General features: G+C 67.5%; 17 protein-coding genes. 3 read left to right on the forward strand and 14 right to left on the reverse strand.

Going from position 1 to position 18,643, the window contains the following annotated elements; genetic code table 11:
- Positions 1-51: 51 nt before the first annotated feature.
- Both OG921_RS00130 and OG921_RS00135 read left to right on the forward strand, forming a co-directional pair.
- Positions 52-1,107, forward strand: coding sequence for a ferredoxin--NADP reductase (locus OG921_RS00130; protein ID WP_266110327.1), 1,056 nt, complete (start codon positions 52-54; stop codon positions 1,105-1,107).
- 18 nt (positions 1,108-1,125) lie between these two features.
- A complete protein-coding gene (locus tag OG921_RS00135) occupies positions 1,126-1,575 on the forward strand; it encodes a nitroreductase/quinone reductase family protein (RefSeq protein ID WP_266110328.1) in 450 nt (149 codons plus the stop codon).
- Here the strand turns inward: OG921_RS00135 and OG921_RS00140 are convergent.
- Genes OG921_RS00140 through OG921_RS00155 form a run of 4 tightly spaced genes read right to left on the reverse strand, consistent with a single transcriptional unit; the run spans position 1,572 to position 4,625 of the window.
- On the reverse strand, positions 1,572-2,315 hold the full coding sequence (locus OG921_RS00140) for a DNA alkylation repair protein (RefSeq protein WP_266110329.1): 744 nt from the start codon (positions 2,313-2,315) through the stop codon (positions 1,572-1,574). The genes OG921_RS00135 and OG921_RS00140 overlap by 4 nt on opposite strands.
- On the reverse strand, positions 2,312-3,109 hold the full coding sequence (locus OG921_RS00145; RefSeq protein WP_266110330.1) for a glutamate racemase: 798 nt from the start codon (positions 3,107-3,109) through the stop codon (positions 2,312-2,314). The genes OG921_RS00140 and OG921_RS00145 overlap by 4 nt, the downstream gene beginning before the upstream one ends.
- A gap of 20 nt (positions 3,110-3,129) precedes the next feature.
- Positions 3,130-4,317 carry an NAD(P)/FAD-dependent oxidoreductase gene (locus tag OG921_RS00150; RefSeq protein ID WP_266110331.1) on the reverse strand — a complete coding sequence of 396 codons (1,188 nt, stop codon included), beginning with the start codon at positions 4,315-4,317 and terminating at the stop codon, positions 3,130-3,132.
- Entirely contained in the window at positions 4,314-4,625 is a 312-nt protein-coding gene (locus OG921_RS00155) for a hypothetical protein (RefSeq protein WP_266110332.1), read from the reverse strand. Before OG921_RS00155 ends, OG921_RS00150 begins: the two co-directional genes overlap by 4 nt.
- Positions 4,626-4,842: 217 nt before the next feature.
- Between OG921_RS00155 and OG921_RS00160 the strand changes: the two genes are divergently transcribed.
- Entirely contained in the window at positions 4,843-5,208 is a 366-nt protein-coding gene (locus OG921_RS00160; protein ID WP_266110333.1) for an SPW repeat protein, read from the forward strand.
- 177 nt (positions 5,209-5,385) lie between these two features.
- On the opposite strand, the gene tuf is transcribed toward OG921_RS00160, so the two are convergent.
- The 10 genes from tuf to OG921_RS00210 all read right to left on the reverse strand — a co-directional run bounded on the left by tuf (position 5,386) and on the right by OG921_RS00210 (position 18,640).
- Positions 5,386-6,576 carry an elongation factor Tu gene (gene tuf, locus OG921_RS00165; protein WP_266110334.1) on the reverse strand — a complete coding sequence of 397 codons (1,191 nt, stop codon included), beginning with the start codon at positions 6,574-6,576 and terminating at the stop codon, positions 5,386-5,388.
- A 107-nt stretch (positions 6,577-6,683) separates the two neighbouring features.
- On the reverse strand, positions 6,684-8,786 hold the full coding sequence (gene fusA / locus OG921_RS00170) for an elongation factor G (protein WP_266110335.1): 2,103 nt from the start codon (positions 8,784-8,786) through the stop codon (positions 6,684-6,686).
- 106 nt (positions 8,787-8,892) lie between these two features.
- Positions 8,893-9,363 carry a 30S ribosomal protein S7 gene (rpsG, locus tag OG921_RS00175; RefSeq protein ID WP_266110336.1) on the reverse strand — a complete coding sequence of 157 codons (471 nt, stop codon included), beginning with the start codon at positions 9,361-9,363 and terminating at the stop codon, positions 8,893-8,895.
- A 1-nt stretch (position 9,364) separates the two neighbouring features.
- Entirely contained in the window at positions 9,365-9,739 is a 375-nt protein-coding gene (gene rpsL / locus OG921_RS00180) for a 30S ribosomal protein S12 (protein ID WP_266110337.1), read from the reverse strand.
- 267 nt (positions 9,740-10,006) lie between these two features.
- Entirely contained in the window at positions 10,007-10,549 is a 543-nt protein-coding gene (locus OG921_RS00185; protein WP_266110338.1) for a DUF3558 domain-containing protein, read from the reverse strand.
- The gene (locus tag OG921_RS00190) at positions 10,546-11,067 is read right to left on the reverse strand and encodes a DUF3558 domain-containing protein (protein WP_266110339.1); all 522 of its coding nucleotides are present in this window, start codon (positions 11,065-11,067) and stop codon (positions 10,546-10,548) included. The genes OG921_RS00185 and OG921_RS00190 overlap by 4 nt, the downstream gene beginning before the upstream one ends.
- A 10-nt stretch (positions 11,068-11,077) precedes the next feature.
- Positions 11,078-12,928, reverse strand: a complete 1,851-nt coding sequence (locus OG921_RS00195) for a S9 family peptidase (protein ID WP_266110990.1) — start codon at positions 12,926-12,928, stop codon at positions 11,078-11,080.
- A gap of 97 nt (positions 12,929-13,025) precedes the next feature.
- Positions 13,026-14,828, reverse strand: a complete 1,803-nt coding sequence (locus OG921_RS00200; protein ID WP_266110340.1) for an N-acetylglutaminylglutamine amidotransferase — start codon at positions 14,826-14,828, stop codon at positions 13,026-13,028.
- An 11-nt stretch (positions 14,829-14,839) separates the two neighbouring features.
- The gene (locus OG921_RS00205; protein WP_266110341.1) at positions 14,840-17,422 is read right to left on the reverse strand and encodes a carboxylate--amine ligase/circularly permuted type 2 ATP-grasp protein; all 2,583 of its coding nucleotides are present in this window, start codon (positions 17,420-17,422) and stop codon (positions 14,840-14,842) included.
- 99 nt (positions 17,423-17,521) lie between these two features.
- A complete protein-coding gene (locus OG921_RS00210; protein ID WP_266110342.1) occupies positions 17,522-18,640 on the reverse strand; it encodes a winged helix DNA-binding domain-containing protein in 1,119 nt (372 codons plus the stop codon).
- Positions 18,641-18,643 lie beyond the last annotated feature (3 nt).

Genomic DNA, 18,643 nt, shown 5'->3' on the forward strand with positions numbered 1-18,643 from the left:
CACTAGAACACGTTCTAGTTTTTTCCGCCCGACAGGAGGATCCGGCCGCCGATGACCACCGTTGACGTGCCACACGGCTCCCGCTCGGTCATCGTGACCGTGGCGGAGGTCATCGCCGAGACCGCCGACGCGTGCTCGCTGGAATTCGAGATTCCCGAGGAGCATCGCGAGCGGTTCCGCTACAAGCCGGGCCAGTTCCTCACCCTGCGCGTCCCCTCCGAGCGCACCGGCTCGGTCGCCCGCTGCTACTCACTGGCCTCCTCCCCACACACCGACGACAAGCCCAAGGTCACCGTCAAACGCACCGTCGACGGCTACGGCTCCAACTGGCTCTGCGACAACCTGAAGGCCGGCGACCGGATCGAGGTACTCCCCCCGTCGGGCCACTTCAGCCCCAAGGACCTCGACGCCGACCTGCTGCTCTTCGGCGCCGGGTCCGGCATCACCCCGGTCATCTCCATTCTCAAATCGGCCCTCGACCAGGGCAGCGGCAAAGTGGTGTTGATCTACGCAAACCGCGACCAGGACTCGGTCATCTTCGCCGCCGAACTACGTGAACTGGCCGCCGAATACCCGGACCGGCTCACCATCGTGCACTGGATCGAGGCAGTGCAGGGGCTGCCCACCGCCACCCAGTTGGCCACCCTCGCCGCCCCATTCACCGCGTACAACGCCTTCATGTGCGGGCCGGGGCCGTTCATGGACGCCGTGCACGACGCGCTGGCCAAGCTCGACATCCCGCGCGCCCGCGTGCACGCCGAAGTGTTCAACTCGTTGGCCGGCGACCCGTTCACCGATGCCGCTCCGGTTGAACTCTCCGCCGAAGACGAAGCCGATGCCGCCACCGTCGCGGTGCAGCTCGACGGTGAAACGCACACCCTGAAATGGCCGCGCCGCCAGACACTGGTCGACCTCATGCTCGCCAAGGGCATCGACGTGCCCTACTCCTGCAACGAAGGCGAATGCGGATCGTGTGCCGCCACCCTGCTGAAGGGCACCGTGGACATGGACAACGACGAGATCCTCGACCCCGCAGACATCGCCGACGGCATCATCCTCGGCTGCCAGGCCCACCCGACCGCGGACGATATCGAAATCGAGTTCTAGGAACGGCGCCGAACACCGATGACCAACCCGGACCGCATCAGACCGCCCCGCTGGCTCAAGCCGTTGAACCGTGTCCTGCTGCTGGTGCGGCGCGTCGGCGCAATGCGCGACCTACCGGTGCTGACCGTTGCGGGCCGCCGCAGTGGCAAGCCCCGCCGAACGCCGCTGACGGTGGTCACTCTCGACGGCGTTCGGTATGTGCTGGAAGGATTCCCGGGCGCCGACTGGGCCCGCAATGTCCGCGCCGCCGGCGGGATCGCGGACCTGTCGGTGGGTAAGACCGTCGAGCGGGTCCGCCTCGTCGAATTGGACTCGGCAGCAGCCACACCCGTGCTGCGCGCATGGCCCGTACAGGCCGCAGACGGGGCGAAGATCATGAAGGACGCGGGTGTCGTCGACGCCGTCACCCCGGACGCCTTCGCGACCCTGGCCGGCCGCTGTGCCGTATTCCGAGTCGAGACAACCTAATCCCGCGCCGCGCGCAGACGCGCCCGTGTTTCGGGGTCGAAATGCTCGGTGGCATAGCTGAGCGCAGTACGTCCCATCTGCGGCGCGTACCGCTCGAGAAAATCGAGCAGAACGGCTCGGTCCACCCGCTTGCCCACCTCGCGCAGCATCCAGCCGACCGCCTTCTGGATCAGATCGGCGCGGTCCGCGAGCAGACGCTCGGACAGTGTCAACGTGGTCGTGGGATCACCGGATTTGATGAACGCTAACGTGGCGAGTAGCGCCACCCGTCGTTCCCACAGCACCTCGCTGGCGGCGAGTGCGTCCAGGACATCCCGCGGGCGATCGAGCAACCAGGCGCCGAGCACGTATTCGGCCGAGGAATCGACGAGATCCCAGTTGTTCACCCTGCCCCGGCGCACGGCCGCGAGATACTGCTCGACGATCCGCTCGCGCGCCGCCTGATTGGCAGTGCGCGGGCGCGACGCGCGGGCGAACTGCGCATTGAGGATCAGCAACGCGGCGAGGCGATGCTCGTGCACCGCACTGTCGAGCAGCTCGTCCACCTCACCCGCGGGCAGGGCAACGAACTCTTTGACGACAGACCTGGTGGCAGGCACGCGAACACCGATGAAGACGTCGCCCTCTCCGTACTGGCCGGGGCCGGTCTTGAAGAACCGTTGCAGGTGGACGGCATCCGCGGGGTCGGCGCGTTCGGCAAGCGCGGCCTGCACGTCGGCAGCGGTCGCCGCCACGGTCACTGCGCGGGCTCGCCGGCGCGCTCCGCGCCGAGAATGCGGCCTGGCTCGAAAGCTGCAGCACCGGAGGGCAATACAGCGGGTCGGCCACTCGCGATCACTCGCACTGTGCCGGTGGCGGTACCGGTCACGGTGCCGATCGGCAAGGCGAGCGCATCGATGCGGCGCAACGTCTGCGCGGCGACCGCCTCCGCGCTGTCGAACAGCCGCACCCCTTCCGGCAGGCCGGCCGTGATCGCGCCCGCGACAAGCGGATAGTGCGTGCAGCCGAGGACGACGCCCTCCACGGCGTCCGGCGTGGCCGCGACCGCGGCCGCGATACCGGCGTCGATCGCATTCAGGTCGCCGCGGTCGATCGCCTCCGCGAGACCATGACACGCCACGCCGACCACGTCGGCCCCGTTGCCGAACTGCTCGATCAGCTCGGCCTGATAGCGACTCGCCGTGGTGGCCGCCGTCGCCCACACGGCCACCGAACGGCACACCGCCGCAGCCGGTTTGATGGCGGGCACGGTACCGACGACAGGAATCTGCGGCCCCAGCGCGGCGCGCACGTGGTCGAGCGCCGTGACGCTCGCGGTGTTGCACGGCAGCACCACGACCTGCGCACCCAACTCGACTGCGGCGCGAGCGGTGCCCACCACCCGCTCGATCATCCACGGCTCGGGCTTCGGGCCCCACGGTGCACCGTCCGGGTCGATCATCAGCAGCAGATCGAGCTCCGGGCGCAGCTTGCGCAGCCATGCCGAAGTCGGCAGCAGCCCGAGCCCGGAGTCGATCAGCGCAACCGTGAACACGCCGCCCAGACTAGTGCCGGTCAGCCGAGCAGTTCCTCGATGGGTACGCCGTTGGCCACCTTCATCCGGGTCTTCATCACTTTGCCGGGCAGCCCGCCGCCCACCACCGCGGTGAGCCTGCCGTCACGGGAGTAGTAGGCCAGGAACTTGCGTCCGTCGTCCTCGACGATGTGTACATCGTCCTTGGCGTCGGGCGTACCGAGGGCCTGGATCTTGATCTCATACTGATCGCTCCAGAAGTACGGCACCTGCGCCGACGGCGCCGAGTCGGCACCGAGCATCGCAGCGACGACGACGCGCGCCTGCTCACCGGCGCTGGTCCAGTGTTCGACCCGCTTCTGCTTGCCCGTCTGGTGCAGCCAGGCCGCGACGTCGCCGAGCGCCCAGACATTCGGGGTGCCGGTCCGGCCCTGCTCGTCGGCGAGCACGCCGCCACCGACGGAACGGTCTGCCAGCGCGATACCGGAGTCGGCCAGCCATTCGGTGACCGGGTTCGAGCCGACACCCACCACGACAACGTCGACGTCGAGTTCGGCGCCGTCGGTGAGTTTGGCCTTGCGCACCCGGTCGTCGCCGGACAACGAATCGAGCCCGACCCCGCAGCGCACGTCCACGCCCTCCTCGCGGTGCAATCGAGCCACCAGCGCACCGACTTGCTCGCCGAGCACGCCGGCCAGCGGCGTCGGCTGCGGTTCGAGCAGGATGACGTCCACGCCGAGCTTGCGGAAACTCGCGGCGAGTTCGCAGCCGATGAAGCCGGCGCCGACCACCAGGGCGCGCTGTCCCGCGGAGAGTTCCTCACGCAGGGCGAGCGCGTCGTCGACGGTGCGCAACTCATGGATACCGGCCAGTTCCGGCAGTCCGGGGATGCGCTTGGGGGTGAGTCCGGTCGCGATCACCAGTTCGTCGTAGGCAATCTCGCCGCCATCGGCCAGGCGCAGCGTCCTGGCCTCGGGGTCGACGCCCGCCGCGGCGATACCGAGCCGTAGTTCGATCCCGTTCTCGTCGAAGAACTCGGCCGGACGAAGCGTGGTGTCGTGGGTTTCGCCGCGCACGACGTCCTTCGACAGCGGCGGCCGGTCATAGGGCAGGTGCTTCTCATTGCCGACCAGGATCAGCGTTCCGTCGAAACCGCCGAGGCGCAGCTCCTCGGCGGCTCGCAGACCCGCCAGCCCCGCACCGACGACGACAATTCTCTTTTCGCTCATGCACCCACTCCCGGGACTGGAACCTGTGCGTCGGTGATCGGCACCGACACAGCACTGAACAGATAGCCGATCACGTCCAAGATCGGCGCGCTCGCTCGGCCGCCGGCGAGCGGCACGCTCTCCGCGACACGCCGCCCGACGATTCGATCGGTCGTGACCGACTCGAGACCGAAGCGCCTCCCGAGACCCGCGATCGCGGGCGCGGCGGGCGACCGCGCGCCGATGCGCCGGCCGTCCGTAGGCAGCAGCGCGCCGACCACGGACCCGCGGCCACCGGCACCACCGGTGACCAGAGCAGTTCGGTCCATGATCGTAGTGTCTACCACCCGGATGTGCCCGATTTCACTGGCACCACCAAGTGTGACGGTGACCCTCGCCACCCCGATCGGCCCGACCTCGGGAAACGACCCGGTAACGATGAAATCCGCAGGTCACGAATGTGAGTCGAGTCACACGAATATCGTTGATCCGGGGCTCGATCGGTGGGATAACGAGGTCATACATCTCTCCGGGCGGAGGTCGCCAATGAACGTCTACACCTCGAGCCGCGCACAGGACGTGACGGCTGTGGTACTCGGCGCATTCACCGCACTGAGCCCAATCTGGGTCGGCACGGACGACGCGGCCCGCGCGACGCTGATCGCGCTCGGCGTGCTGATCGCGGTGTCCGGACTGGCGCAGATGCTCTTCCCCGACGTGTCGATGACAGACGTCGCGATGGCGGTGTGGGGCTTCCTGCTCTTCATCTCGCCATGGGTGATGGGCTTCACCGGCTACGGGGGCGCGGCGTGGACCGCGTGGATCGTCGGAGTGCTCACCATCGTCGTCGCTGTCGCGGCACTGCCGGCCGTCAACGGAATGATGCACGGCCGTCCGGTCGCCCACCCCTGACTCGTCCACGAGCCCGAACATCTGGCCCGCGACACGCCGGTGGGTGCGGCCATTTGCTCGTGATCACCGCGGGCCCGGGGGCCCAGGCAGTGCCCAGACAGCAGAACGGCGCCGCCCCTTGCGGAGCGACGCCGTTCTGTTGGTGTGGAGCTTACTTGACGATCCCGTAGGCGGAGCCTACTTGACGATCTTCGTGACGCGACCGGCGCCGACGGTGCGGCCACCCTCGCGGATCGCGAAGCGCAGGCCCTCGTCCATGGCGATCGGCTGGATCAGCTTGACCGACATCTCGGTGTTGTCACCGGGCATGACCATCTCGGTGCCCTCGGGCAGCGTCACAACGCCCGTCACGTCCGTGGTACGGAAGTAGAACTGCGGACGGTAGTTGTTGAAGAACGGCGTGTGGCGGCCGCCCTCCTCCTTGTTCAGGATGTACGCCTGGCCCTCGAACTCGGTGTGCGGCGTGGTGGTGCCGGGCTTGACCACAACCTGGCCACGCTCGACGTCCTCACGCTTGATGCCACGCACCAGCAGGCCGACGTTGTCGCCCGCCTGGCCCTGATCGAGCAGCTTGCGGAACATCTCGATACCGGTGACCGTGGTCTTGGTCGAGGTCGGCTTGATACCGACGATCTCGACTTCCTCGTTCACGTTGACGATGCCACGCTCGACACGGCCGGTGACGACGGTGCCACGACCGGTGATGGTGAAGACGTCCTCGACGGGCATGAGGAACGGCTTCTCGGTGTCGCGAACCGGGTCCGGGATGGACTCGTCGACCGCCGCCATGAGCTCCTCGATGGACTTGGCCCACTCCGGGTCACCCTCGAGCGCCTTCAGCGCGGACACCTTGATGACCGGCGCGTCCTCGTCGAACTCCTGGGCGCCCAGCAGTTCGCGGACCTCCATCTCGACGAGCTCGATGATCTCGTCGTCGTCGACCATGTCGGCCTTGTTCAGCGCGACCAGGATGTAGGGCACGCCGACCTGACGGGCGAGCAGCACGTGCTCGCGCGTCTGCGGCATCGGGCCATCGGTGGCCGCGACCACGAGGATGGCGCCGTCCATCTGCGCAGCACCGGTGATCATGTTCTTGATGTAGTCAGCGTGACCCGGCGCGTCGACGTGCGCGTAGTGGCGCTTCTCGGTCTGGTACTCGACGTGCGAGATGTTGATCGTGATGCCGCGCTGCTTCTCTTCGGGAGCCTTGTCGATCTGATCGAACGCGAAGCTCTCGTTGAGATCCGGGTACTTGTCGTGCAGGACCTTGGTGATAGCCGCGGTCAGCGTCGTTTTGCCGTGGTCAACGTGACCGATGGTCCCGATGTTGACGTGCGGCTTCGTCCGCTCGAACTTCGCCTTCGCCACTGTGGTGTCCTCCTGGACTTGTTGGTACTTGCTGTGTTGCAGCAGTGCGGTTGTTTTTTATTTCGGTGAACCAGCGCCGGAGCTACTCGGCCAGCGCCGGCGATCGGCTATTCGCCGGTCGCCTTCGCGATGATCTCCTTGGACACGTTGGCCGGAACCTCCGCGTACGAGTCGAACACCATGGAGTAGTTCGCCCGGCCCTGGGTCTTCGACCGCAGATCACCGATGTAGCCGAACATCTCCGAGAGCGGAACCAGCGCCTTGACGACACGGGCACCACTGCGCTCCTCCATGGCCTGAATCTGGCCACGGCGGGAGTTCAAGTCGCCGATCACATCACCCATGTAATCCTCCGGGGTGATGACCTCGACAGCCATCAGGGGCTCGAGGATAACCGGCCCGGCCTTGCGGGCGGCTTCCTTCAGCGCCTGCGAACCGGCGATCTTGAAGGCCATTTCCGACGAGTCGACGTCGTGGTAGGCACCGTCGAGCAGGGTCAGCTTCAGGTTCACCAGCGGGTAGCCCGCCAGCACGCCGTACTGCATGGCGTCCTGAGCGCCGGCGTCCACCGACGGAATGTACTCGCGCGGAACGCGGCCACCCGAGACCTTGTTCTCGAACTCGTAGGTCGCACCGTCTTCGCCGACGAACGGCTCGAGGGCGATGATCACCTTGGCGAACTGACCCGAACCACCGGTCTGCTTCTTGTGGGTGAAATCGTGCTTCTCGACCCGCTTGGTGATCGTCTCGCGATAGGCGACCTGCGGCTTACCGACGTTCGCCTCGACCTTGAACTCGCGCTTCATGCGGTCCACGAGGATGTCGAGGTGGAGCTCGCCCATGCCGCCGATGACGGTCTGGCCGGTCTCGTCGTCCTGCTTCACGGAGAAGGTGGGATCCTCCTCAGCGAGCTTCTGGATCGCGGTGCCCAGCTTCTCCTGGTCGGACTTGGTCTTGGGCTCGATCGAGACCTGGATAACCGGGTCCGGGAACGTCATCGACTCGAGCACGATCTGCTGCTGCGGATCGCACAGGGTGTCGCCGGTGGTCGTGTCCTTCAGACCGATCACGGCGTAGATGTGCCCGGCAGACGCGACCGGAACCGGGTTCTCCTTGTTGGAGTGCATCTGGAACAACTTGCCCAGGCGCTCCTTCTTACCCTTGGTCGCGTTGATGACCTGCGAGCCGGAGTCCACCTTGCCCGAGTACACCCGGACGTAGGTCAGCTTGCCGAAGAACGGGTGCGTGGCGATCTTGAACGCCAGCGCCGCGAACGGCTCATCGGTGCTCGGCTTGCGGGTGAGCAGCTCGTCCTCGTTGCCGGGCGCGTGGCCCTGCACGGACTCGACGTCCAGCGGCGACGGGAGGTAGTCGATCACCGCGTCGAGCATGGGCTGCACGCCCTTGTTCTTGAACGCGGAGCCGCACAGCACCGGGTAGAGCTCGGAGCTCACGGTGAGCTTGCGAATCGCGCCCTTGATCTCGTCAACGGTGAGTTCGTCGCCACCGAAGAACTTCTCCAGCAGCGCCTCGTCGGACTCGGCGACGGTCTCGAGCAGTTCCTGGCGGTACTGTTCGGCGCGCTCCTGCAGATCCGCGGGGATCTCCTGGACCTCGTACTTCTCACCGAGCTTGGTCTCACCGGTCCACACCTTGGCGTTCATCTCGACCAGGTCGACGACGCCCTCGAACTGGTCCTCGGCACCGATCGGCAGCTGGATGACCAGCGGCTTGGCACCGAGACGCTCCTTGATGGTCCGCACGGTGAAGTAGAAGTCCGCGCCGAGCTTGTCCATCTTGTTGACGAAGCAGATACGCGGCACGTCGTACTTGTCGGCCTGACGCCACACCTGCTCGGACTGGGGCTCGACGCCCTCCTTGCCATCGAACACGGCAACCGCACCGTCGAGCACGCGCAGCGACCGCTCCACCTCGACGGTGAAGTCGACGTGGCCGGGCGTGTCGATGATGTTGATCTGGTTGTCGTTCCAGAAGCAGGTGGTTGCCGCGGACGTGATGGTGATGCCGCGTTCCTGCTCCTGCTCCATCCAGTCCATGGTGGCTGCGCCGTCGTGGACCTCACCGATCTTGTAGCTGATACCGGTGTAGAAGAGGATGCGTTCGGTTGTGGTGGTCTTGCCGGCATCGATGTGCGCCATGATGCCGATATTGCGGACCTTGTTCAGGTCGGTGAGCACGTCCTGTGCCACAGGATTCTTCCCCGCTCGTAGCTTGTAGTTCCAGTCGGTCGGCGCAGATAAAGCGCCTGTTCAAAGCGCCGGGACGATGCGGAAAGTGCTCCGCCCCGGCATGCCGTCACCAGCGGTAGTGCGCGAAGGCCTTGTTTGCGTCGGCCATCTTGTGCGTGTCTTCCCGGCGCTTCACCGCGGCACCGAGGCCGTTGCTCGCGTCGAGCAGCTCGTTGGCGAGGCGCTCGATCATGGTCTTCTCACGACGCTGCCGCGCGAAAGTCACCAGCCAGCGCAGCGCGAGGGTGTTCGACCGGCCCGGGCGGACCTCGACCGGCACCTGGTAGGTGGCGCCACCAACGCGGCGAGACTTCACCTCGAGTGCCGGCTTGACGTTGTCGAGCGCACGCTTGAGGGTGACGACCGGATCGGTGCCGGTCTTCTCACGCGCCTGCTCGAGCGCGCCGTAGACGATGCGCTCGGCGGTCGACTTCTTGCCGTCCATCAGGATCTTGTTGACCAGCTGCGTGACCAGCGGCGAACCGTAAACCGGGTCGTTGATCAGCGGACGCTTGGGTGCGGGCCCCTTGCGTGGCATATCAGCTCTTCTCCTTCTTCGCGCCGTAGCGGCTGCGCGCCTGCTTGCGGCCCTTCACGCCCTGGGTATCGAGCGAACCGCGAATGATCTTGTAGCGGACACCGGGGAGGTCCTTCACACGGCCGCCGCGCACGAGCACCATCGAGTGCTCCTGCAGGTTGTGGCCTTCACCGGGGATGTAGGCCGTGACCTCGACCGAGCTGGTGAGGCGCACGCGAGCGACCTTCCGGAGCGCGGAGTTCGGCTTCTTCGGAGTGGTCGTGTACACGCGGGTGCACACGCCACGACGCTGCGGGCTCCCCTTCAGGGCCGCGGTCTTGGTCTTGGCGACCTTGTCGCGACGACCCTTGCGGACCAGCTGGTTGATGGTTGGCATAGACCGGCTTTCTTCGTGTCGTTTACGTCTGTCTCAAATACTCGAGCGCCTCGTGCAGACCGCGCGCCGCGTCCCGGATCCCGGGGTCGGGCGTGTCGGACGCAGCAATAGCCAGCATTTCAGGGCACGACTCTCCGAGTCAGCCGCTCTCGCTGGCCTACGCACTGCATTCACACTGCCCGCACGCTCCGGGCACAATGTTCCACAATACGCGTCGGCGTGCCCTGCGGCAAAACGCGCCCGCGATCGGCTCTACAAATCCGCTGCTCACCTGCTCAGCGAGAGCGTCAACTCGGCCAGCTTACGCGCCGCGTCGCACGGATCCGGGTGCGGCGACCCCGGCCGGTAGTGCACCCACCACCCGATCACACCCTGGTCCGGCGCACCGGCACTGACCCCGCAGGAGTCGCCGTCGCCGGGCCGGTGCAGCAGGATCGCGCGTCTGCCCTCGATGGTGGTGTCCTCCACGCCGTAGCCGAGCTGCTCGTTGGTCTGCCGTTCCACCTCGAGCGACCCGGTCTCGAACCAGTTGAACACCACCTTGATTCGTCCGCTCGGCCCGCTCGCATCCCACCGGCAGATCGCGCCGAAGAACGTCCGCGAGATCGCCTCGGCGCCCACCGCGTCGGCGATCTGCTGGTCGCCGACCGCGTCGCACTCGGTGAGCAGATTGCGGAATTCACCGTGCTCCCCCGACGACCCAGCGGGGAGCGCGGTGCCCTCGACGGTCTTCGAACATCCGGTCGCCAGCGTCGCAATCGCCGCCGCCGACAACAGCGCGCCGGCCCAGCGACGCAGTTGCGCCCTCATTTCGTCCTCGATGCGGTGAGGTTGGCCAGATCGGTCGCGACCCTGCATGGATCCGCGGTCGCGGGAGTGTCGGAGTAGCTGACCGACCAGTGGAAGAAGCTGTCGTCGTACTGCACGCCGATCTCGCACAGTTCGTTGGCGATCGAGCCGCGGAAACCCGCATGCCCGGCGATCTCGATCTTTTCCGGCGGCCGGCCGATCAGCCCGGACCCCGCGGCCTCGCGCCCGATCGGCGAACCGCGGTACCAGCTGAAGCTCACGCTCGGACCGAGGATGTCGCCGGTCTCCCACACGCACCCCACCGAATCCCTGGTCACCACGGGTAGATCCGGGATGGCGAAGGCGGCCTCGACTTCCTCGTCGCTCACCGATCCGCATTCGCCGAAGAATGGGCCGGGGGCCGCCACCGGTGGCCGGGTCGTGGTCGGCGCAGCCGTTTCCTCTGCCTTGCCACCCCCGCAGCCGGTGAGGAGCAGGCCGCACACGAGTGTGGTGCCGATCGCCAGCTTGCTTCGCACGAACCGAACTCTACCGACGCACCGCACCGGCACGAGCGGCGTGCAGCCCTTCGGGCAACGGTGCGGGCGCGAGGATCTCGGCGAGCCACCCCACGATCGTGGCCGACATGATCGCCTTGTTCTCGCGCTTGACGATCTCGTGGCCCTCGTCGTCGAAGAAGAGCAGCTCCGCGCGTCGCCCCCGTTCGCGCAGTGCCTCGACGATCTGCTCGGACTCCGAGACCGGCACGTTGGTGTCGTACGCGCCGTGCACCACGAGCAGCGGCGCGACGAGGTCATCGATCCGGTGAATCGGGGACAGTTCGTGCAGCAACTCGCGGTCGAATTCGGGATGGCCGTACTTCGGGTAGGCCGCGGCCGCGATCCACGACTCGGTGTTGGCGTAGAAGCTCTCCAGGTCGCTCATGCCGCAGATCGCGACACCCGTGGCGAACAGCCCGGCGTGGAAGGTCAGCGACGCCAGCGTGAGGTAGCCCCCATAGGAACGGCCGGCACAGGCCACCCGCTCGGGATCGGCGATACCGGTGTCCACGAGATAGGCGACGCAGTCCGCGACGTCGTCGATGCCGGCGAACCGGCCGTAGCGGTCGTCGGCGTGGGAGAACGCGCGCCCGTAGCCGCTCGACCCGCGCACGTTCGGCGCGAACACGGCGATCCCGGAGGCGACCAGCCCGGGGAACAGGAAGTTGTAGCCGGGTCGTTCCTGCGCTTCCGGACCGCCGTGAAAATAGAGCAGCACCGGACCCGGCCCAGGCCCGCCGGTGCGGTGCAGCCAGCCCGACAACGGCGTGCCGTCGCGCGCCGAAAACTCCACCAACTGTGGGACGTGCATCTTCTCGATCTCGGTGCGAGCCGGCTCGACCGGACCCCATTCGCCGGTGCGCGGATCGACCAACTCCACCGAGGGCGGCATGCCCGGGCCCTGCACCGTTACCGCGAGTAGCGATCCGTCGGCGCTGATGGACAGCTCCGAGGCCACCATGCCGGGCAGCGCGATCGGGTCGTTCAGCGAACCGTCCGCAAGGTTGAGAATCTGAAGTTCACTGCAGCCCTTGATGTTCCATAGCAGCGCCACGGTGCTGGTGTCGTCGCTGACGATGAACTCGTCGAGTTCACAGTCCAGCCGCTCGGCGAGCACCCGGTAGGACGTGCCCTCCGCGGAGGCGACCACCTCGAGCAGCCGGGCATACTCGCAGCCGTTGTCGCTACGGACCAGGATGCGGTCACCGTAGGCGCGCGCACCGTATGCCCCGCTGCGCCGGAACGGATTGGCCGGACCGGCCGGGCTGTGATCGTCGAGGATGATGCCCATCTCGGTGGTCGAGCCCGGGTCGGCCGGCAGCAGCGGCGCCTTCTCGCCGCGGGACAACAGCAGCAACTCCCGATAGCCACGTGGACCGACGCGCAGCAGGGCGTAGCCGTCCTCCTCGTCGGCCCGCCAGGCGTCCACCAGGTGACCGCCCGAGCGGCGATCGAGTACCACGACATCATGGGTCGACGGGTCGACCAGTCGGGCCTCCGCCACGCCTTCCTCGTCGGTCGCCACGAGCGCGACGAGCGTGCCGTCCCAGCCAACCAACTCGACCATCGGGTCGTCCGCCGTGCCGAGGCGACGGGCGGCGCGATCGTCGGGATCGGTGGTGACCACCCACACCTGGGTGCGGTTTCCGCCGTGCGGGGCGACCTGGCACGCGAGCCAGCGGCCGTCCGCGGAGTGAATGACCCGGGTGATCGGGCCGTCGACCGGCAGCTGCACCCAGCGCGCCGACGTGGTGCGTCGGCCGGACAGAAACCGCTGCACCGCGCGCGGGTAGCCACCGTCGTCGACGATGCAGGCGAACGCGGAACCGTCCGGGGACAGGGACGCACCCGAGGTGAACCGGATGTGGTCGAGATCGACCTCGGCCCCAGCTACGACGGCCGCGGGTGCCCCATCCAAGACGGGCGCCCCATCGGAGTCAGCCACCACCGCCAACGTTGTTCTCCTCCATCGTCTGCAGCCACATTTCCAACATGGCGACCTGCCACAGCGCGTTGCTGCCCAGCGTCGTACGCGCCTCGTTGGGCGCCGCGAGCAGCCGCTGGACCGCCTCCGGCCGGTAGATGGCCCGGTCCAGGGCGCTACGGCTACCGAGTGCGTCCCGCACCAGATCCAGCACCGCGCCGTCGAGGTGCCGGATCCCCGGTACGGGGAAGTACCCCTTTGTGCGGTCGATTATCGCGGACGGCAGCAATGCGCGGCTCGCGTCCTTGAGCACGCCCTTGCCGCCGGCGGCGAGTTTGAGCTCCGGTGGGCAGGTCGCGGCCAGTTCGACGAACTCGTGATCGAGGAACGGCACGCGCGCCTCCAGACCCCACGCCATCGTCATGTTGTCCACCCGTTTCACCGGGTCGTCGACGAGCATCACCGTGGTGTCCAGCCGCAGCGCCGCGTCCACGGAGGTCTCGGCGCCCGGCGCCGCATGATGCGCGGCGGCGAACTCACGGCTCGGGTCGTAGTCGAGGCCGTACTCGGACGTGATCAATGCGTTCACGTCCTGGTGCGAGCGGTCGAAGAACACCTTCGCGTAGGCCTCGGTGGTGTGGCTGCGGTCCACGCCCTGCAACGGTGGGTACCAGTCGTAACCGCCGAGGATCTCGTCGGCGCCCTGGCCGGACTGCACCACCTTCACCGACTTGCTGACCTCTTCCGACAGCAGATAGAACGCCACGCAGTCGTGGCTGACCATCGGTTCGCTCATTGCCGCGACGGTGCGCGGCACCGCGGGCAGCAACCGGTCCGAGTCGATGTGGATCTTGTGGTGGCTGGTGTCGAACGTCTCGGCGACCAGATCGGAGTAGGCGTACTCCTCCCCGGATTCACCTCCGGCGGAATCGAATCCGATGCTGAACGTCGCCAGGTCCCGCTGCCCCTGCTCCGCGAGCAGCGCGACGACGAGGCTCGAATCGATACCGCCGGACAGCAGCACGCCGACCGGCACATCGGCGACCATGCGGCGCGCCACCGCGGCGCGCAGCGAATCGAGCAGTGCCGCCTGCCAATCCAGCGCGGACCATCCAACGCGCTCGGGCGCGGGCGAGAAATCGGGCTGCCAGTACCGGCGACTCGTGGATTTACCGTGTGCGTCGATGGTGCGAATCGTGGCCGGCGGCAGTTTGCGCACCCCGTGATAAATGGTGTGCGGCGCGGGCACCACGGAGTGAAACGTCAGGTAATGGTGCAGCGCGATCCGGTCGATCGAGGTGTCCACGTCTCCGGCCCGCAACAGGGCCGGGATCGAGGACGCGAACCTCAGCCGGCCCGGCGACTCGGCGAGATAGAGCGGCTTGATACCCAGCCGGTCGCGGGCGAGCGTGACGGTGCCCGAATCGTGCGACACGACGGCGAAGGCGAACATCCCCTTGAACCGATCGACGCAGTGCGTGCCCCAGGCGTGAAAACCCTTGAGCACCACCTCACTGTCGGCGCTCGAGAAGAACCGGTAGCCGAGCCCGCGCAGTTCATCACGCAACTCTTGGTAGTTGTAGATGCAGCCGTTGAATACCAGAGTGAGCCCGAGTTCGCTGTCCACCATGGGCTGGCTGCCTCGGGTGGACAGATCGATAATCGAGAGCCTGCGGTGGCCGAACGCGACGGCACCGTGCTGATGCACCCCGGACCCGTCGGGCCCGCGCGGCGCCATGGCCGCGCACATCCGGCCGACCGCGGCGATATCGGGTGCCGCCCCGTCGAACCGGACCTCCCCGCAGAGTCCGCACATTCGATCTCCTTCTACTCGAGGATCCAGGTGTCCTTGCCGCCACCGCCTTTGGAGGAGTTGACGATCATGCTGCCCGCCGGCGCCACTCGGGTCAGCGCCGCCTGCGCAACGCGTGCGGTCGGGCCGGCGGGCCCGGGACGCAGGTGCACGAACGCACGCAGATCGACGTGGTGCGGGTGGAACCCGGTGCCGTCGAAGGTCGGATGGGTGGACAGCGCCACGACGTCCTGGGCGATGAATCGTTCCGGCTGCGCGAGCAATTCGAGCCGTCGAGCGTTGAGTTCGGCCTCCGACGATTCCGGTCCGATGGTGATGCCGTACCCGCCGAAGCCGTCCACCGGCTTGACCACGAGTTGATCGAGCCGTTCGAGCACATAGTCGCGCTGGTCGCGTTCGGCGCACAGATAGGTGCGCACCTGCTCGAGCAGTGGCACTTGTCCAAGATAGTACGAGATGAGCTGCGGGACATAAGCATACACAGCCTTGTCGTCGCCCACACCGTTGCCGAGTGCGTTTGCGATAGTGAGTCGCCCATGGCGTACCGCGTCGAGCAGGCCGGCGCGCAACGGTTTTCCGTCGCGCCCGATCGAGGACAGCAGCATGTCCTCCTGCATGCGCACATAGAGGACGTCGATCCGATCCGAGCGCGAGCCGTTGTGCAAATGCAACACGCCGTCGACTACGGCCAGATCCTGCGTGCGCACCAGCGGGAGCTTGGCGCGCTCGGCAAGCATCTTGTGCTCGAACCACGCCGAGTCCTCCCAGCCCGAGCTGAGCATGGCGACGCAGACATCGTCGGGCGCGGCGGGCGGCGCGGCGGCCAGCAGAGTATCGCGGATCATGTCCGGCATTCCCGACACATCGCGCACCGGCGGCATCGGGATGTCGACGGCCACGTCGGTCATGAGTGCGCGGTTGGCCATGGCGTAGCCGATGCCGGAGGGCACTCGCAGGTTGTCCTCCAGCACCAGCCAGCGACCGTCGCCGGAACACACCAGGTCGACGCCGCAGATATGCGCCCGCACAGCGGAATTCGCTGCGCAGCGACCGCTGTCGCGCAACCCCGGGGCGCGATCGATGACCTCCTCGGGCATGATCCCGTCGCGCACCACGGCCCGCTCGGAGTAGACGTCGGCGATGAAGGCGTCGAGCGCGAGCGCCCGCTGTTCCAGTCCGGGCACCAGGGCTTCCCATTGCTGCGCGGTGATGATCCGCGGCAGCACGTCCATCGGGAACAGTTGCGCGCGGCCCTCGCCGCTCACCCGGAAGGTCATGCCCTGCACGCTCTGTTCGTGTTCGATCGCGACCTGCAGCTGCCGCAGCGCCGCCGAGCCGAGGCCCGCTGCCCCGGTAAGAACTTCGACGTACTCGGGACGCGGTCGGCCGTCCGGCTGTACCGCCTCGTCGTACCCCGTGTCGTTGCGCTCCACGACAATCGGCACGTAGCCGTGCAGCAGCGTGCGGTCCGGGTCGTTCACCTTGGGCAGCGACGTTTCCAGGCTCGCCGTCTCCTCGGTCAGCAGATCGACGACGTCGGTGAGCCTGCCGCGCCTGCGCAGCGCCCGACGCTGCCGCGAGGCCGAGCTGCCCAGCTCGAGCGCGCGCTCGGTCAGCACCGCGATCTCGTCCCAATCACCGTTGGCATCCAACTGGTCGCGCAACTCGTCGACCAGGCCCCACACGATTTCGGCCGCCGGACGCGGAGCGGGCACCGCGACGTCGACGAGATCGCCCTCCAGCCCGGACCTCGCGGCCCGCCACAGCGCGGCACGGCCGAGCGTCGGTGAGATCACCAGCGGTGCGACCCCGGCCCTGCTGCGCGCGAGCTCGCGCTCGACCAACGCCCGGAACAGACCGGCCACCAGCACCACCGTGTCCACGCTCGGACAGCTGTCGCAGATACGCAGTTCCAGCGTCGGCAATTTCGCGGAGGGTCGCACGTCGTAATAGACCATGCCCGGATCGGTGATGACGCCGCTGGCCACCAGGTCGACAATGATCGCGTCGTACTCGGCCGCCGACCCGGCGGGCGGCGCGACGCCGGTAGTCGGCCAGCGCTGCCAGATGAGCGTGCGCGCACTCGCGTAGCCGGTGTCGGTGCCGTCCGACCAGAACGGCGAGCTGGCACTCAGTGCGAGGAAGATCGGCAGGTAGGGCGCCACCCGGTTCGCGACCAGCACGGCCTCGTCCCGGTCGGGCAGCTCGACATGCACCTGGGTGCCGCAGATCAGTTGTTCGCGCGCGAGCAGTTGGTAATCGGCGAGCATGCGCCGGTAGCGCGGCGTCTCGGTCACTTCCATCTCGGCCGGTACCGCGAGCGGGACCGCGCCCGCCGCGACAACGCCGAGCCCGATCTCGGCCGCCGCGGTGCGCATGATCCTGCGGTGCGTGACCAGATCGGCACGCAGCGCGGTGAGATCGGTATGCACCGCGCTGTTGGTCTCGATGACGCAGCGCTGCAATTCCGCGACGTACGCGGCGCCGGCGAGCCGGTCGAGCAACTCGGAGGCTCGGGGAGTCAGACGCCGGGTCACGGCGTCGATCAGGTGAAACTCCTCCTCAACGCCGATCTTGCGGCGCACCTCGGCGGACATCGGCCAAGGCTAACGACGCGACGTGACGCGGGCGTTACGTCTTGGCGGCGGACCGAATCCGTGGGCAACGGGCATCTTCACAACGTACTCGAGAAACGCTCACTCGGTAGGCAGGAGCTCAAAGGCCGGCGCTTTCCCCGGTTCGAGGAAGGCGAGCAGCCGCCTGCCCTCGGCCTCGATCGCGCTCGCGCCACGCTTGCTGATCCGGCCGACCGGCCGGATCACGAGCCGGGCGTTCGCGGCATCGGCATCGATCCGGTACCAGGCCGCCACGTACCCGTCGAACAGCACCGGCGAGGGCGCGTAGGCGAGCGACTGCGGCACCTTCGTCGCGGCTTCGGTTGCCACCCGCGCACGGTCCTGATGGGACAGCAGCGCGTTGTCGTAGACCCCGAGATAACGCACCGGGGCGGGCAGATCGGGGTCGGCGAGTTCGGCGTCCGCCGCGTCGTAGAGCACTCTGCCGCGCTCGTCGCGGTAGCTACGGACCCGGTCGCCCAACCGTCCGATCACCTCGCGCAGCCCGGTCAACCGTGACCAGGTCTGCATGTCCATCGTGGACGCGGGACCGAATGCGCGCAGGTACCGCAGTAGCAGCTCCTCGACCGGATAATCCTCGAGCGGCCTGCCCAGCCACGCTTCGGTTCGTGCCCAGCGCGGCCGCTCGTTGTGCCCCCATTTCCCGCGCGGCGGCGTCTGCAGCACCGGCAACAGGTACAGCAGTGCCTGCATCACTGCGCCGGGATCGCGGTCGGGCCACTCCGCGGCGCAGCGCTTGCGCAGCTCGCTCGACGAGATCGGCTCGTCGCCGATCAGCTGCTGCGCCCGGGCCCGCACGTCCTCGCGTTCCATCCCGACCGTGGCGCCGAAGAAGAACCCCTTACGGAACGGTGCCTTCTCCAGTTCGGGTTGGATCAGCGGCGCGATTCGGACCGCATCGTCGGCGGTAACCAAGTGAATCGTGCCGCGCATCAACGTGATCCGGACCAGGCTTCGGTCGTCGAGACCGGCCGAGACGGCCGCCGGGTCGAAGCCGGCGATCCGGCTCCACAGCCCGATGAACGGAGGACGCACCTCTTGCGCCTGCAGTCCGACCAGGTGCGTGCACATCTCGTCGGTGCTGCGCGACGAGCGTTCGAGCAGGTGCTGACGCGCGAGCAGCGTGCGGTTGAGCACCCGGTTCGACAGCACCGGGTTCGGCGTCGGCGGGGTGGCCACTGC

Origin of the sequence: Aldersonia sp. NBC_00410, from assembly GCF_026342035.1 — a bacterium.
Classification (GTDB): Bacteria; Actinomycetota; Actinomycetes; order Mycobacteriales; family Mycobacteriaceae; genus Aldersonia.

Excerpts from the sequence above, each read along its gene's own strand:
- OG921_RS00130 (WP_266110327.1), top strand. The coding sequence starts at position 52 with ATGACCACCGTTGACGTGCCACACGGCTCCCGCTCGGTCATCGTGACC.
- OG921_RS00135 (WP_266110328.1), top strand. The coding sequence starts at position 1,126 with ATGACCAACCCGGACCGCATCAGACCGCCCCGCTGGCTCAAGCCGTTG.
- OG921_RS00150 (WP_266110331.1), bottom strand. The coding sequence starts at position 4,317 with ATGAGCGAAAAGAGAATTGTCGTCGTCGGTGCGGGGCTGGCGGGTCTG.
- OG921_RS00155 (WP_266110332.1), bottom strand. The coding sequence starts at position 4,625 with ATGGACCGAACTGCTCTGGTCACCGGTGGTGCCGGTGGCCGCGGGTCC.
- OG921_RS00160 (WP_266110333.1), top strand. The coding sequence starts at position 4,843 with ATGAACGTCTACACCTCGAGCCGCGCACAGGACGTGACGGCTGTGGTA.
- rpsG (WP_266110336.1), bottom strand. The coding sequence starts at position 9,363 with ATGCCACGCAAGGGGCCCGCACCCAAGCGTCCGCTGATCAACGACCCG.
- rpsL (WP_266110337.1), bottom strand. The coding sequence starts at position 9,739 with ATGCCAACCATCAACCAGCTGGTCCGCAAGGGTCGTCGCGACAAGGTC.
- OG921_RS00185 (WP_266110338.1), bottom strand. The coding sequence starts at position 10,549 with ATGAGGGCGCAACTGCGTCGCTGGGCCGGCGCGCTGTTGTCGGCGGCG.
- OG921_RS00200 (WP_266110340.1), bottom strand. The coding sequence starts at position 14,828 with ATGTGCGGACTCTGCGGGGAGGTCCGGTTCGACGGGGCGGCACCCGAT.
- OG921_RS00205 (WP_266110341.1), bottom strand. The coding sequence starts at position 17,422 with ATGTCCGCCGAGGTGCGCCGCAAGATCGGCGTTGAGGAGGAGTTTCAC.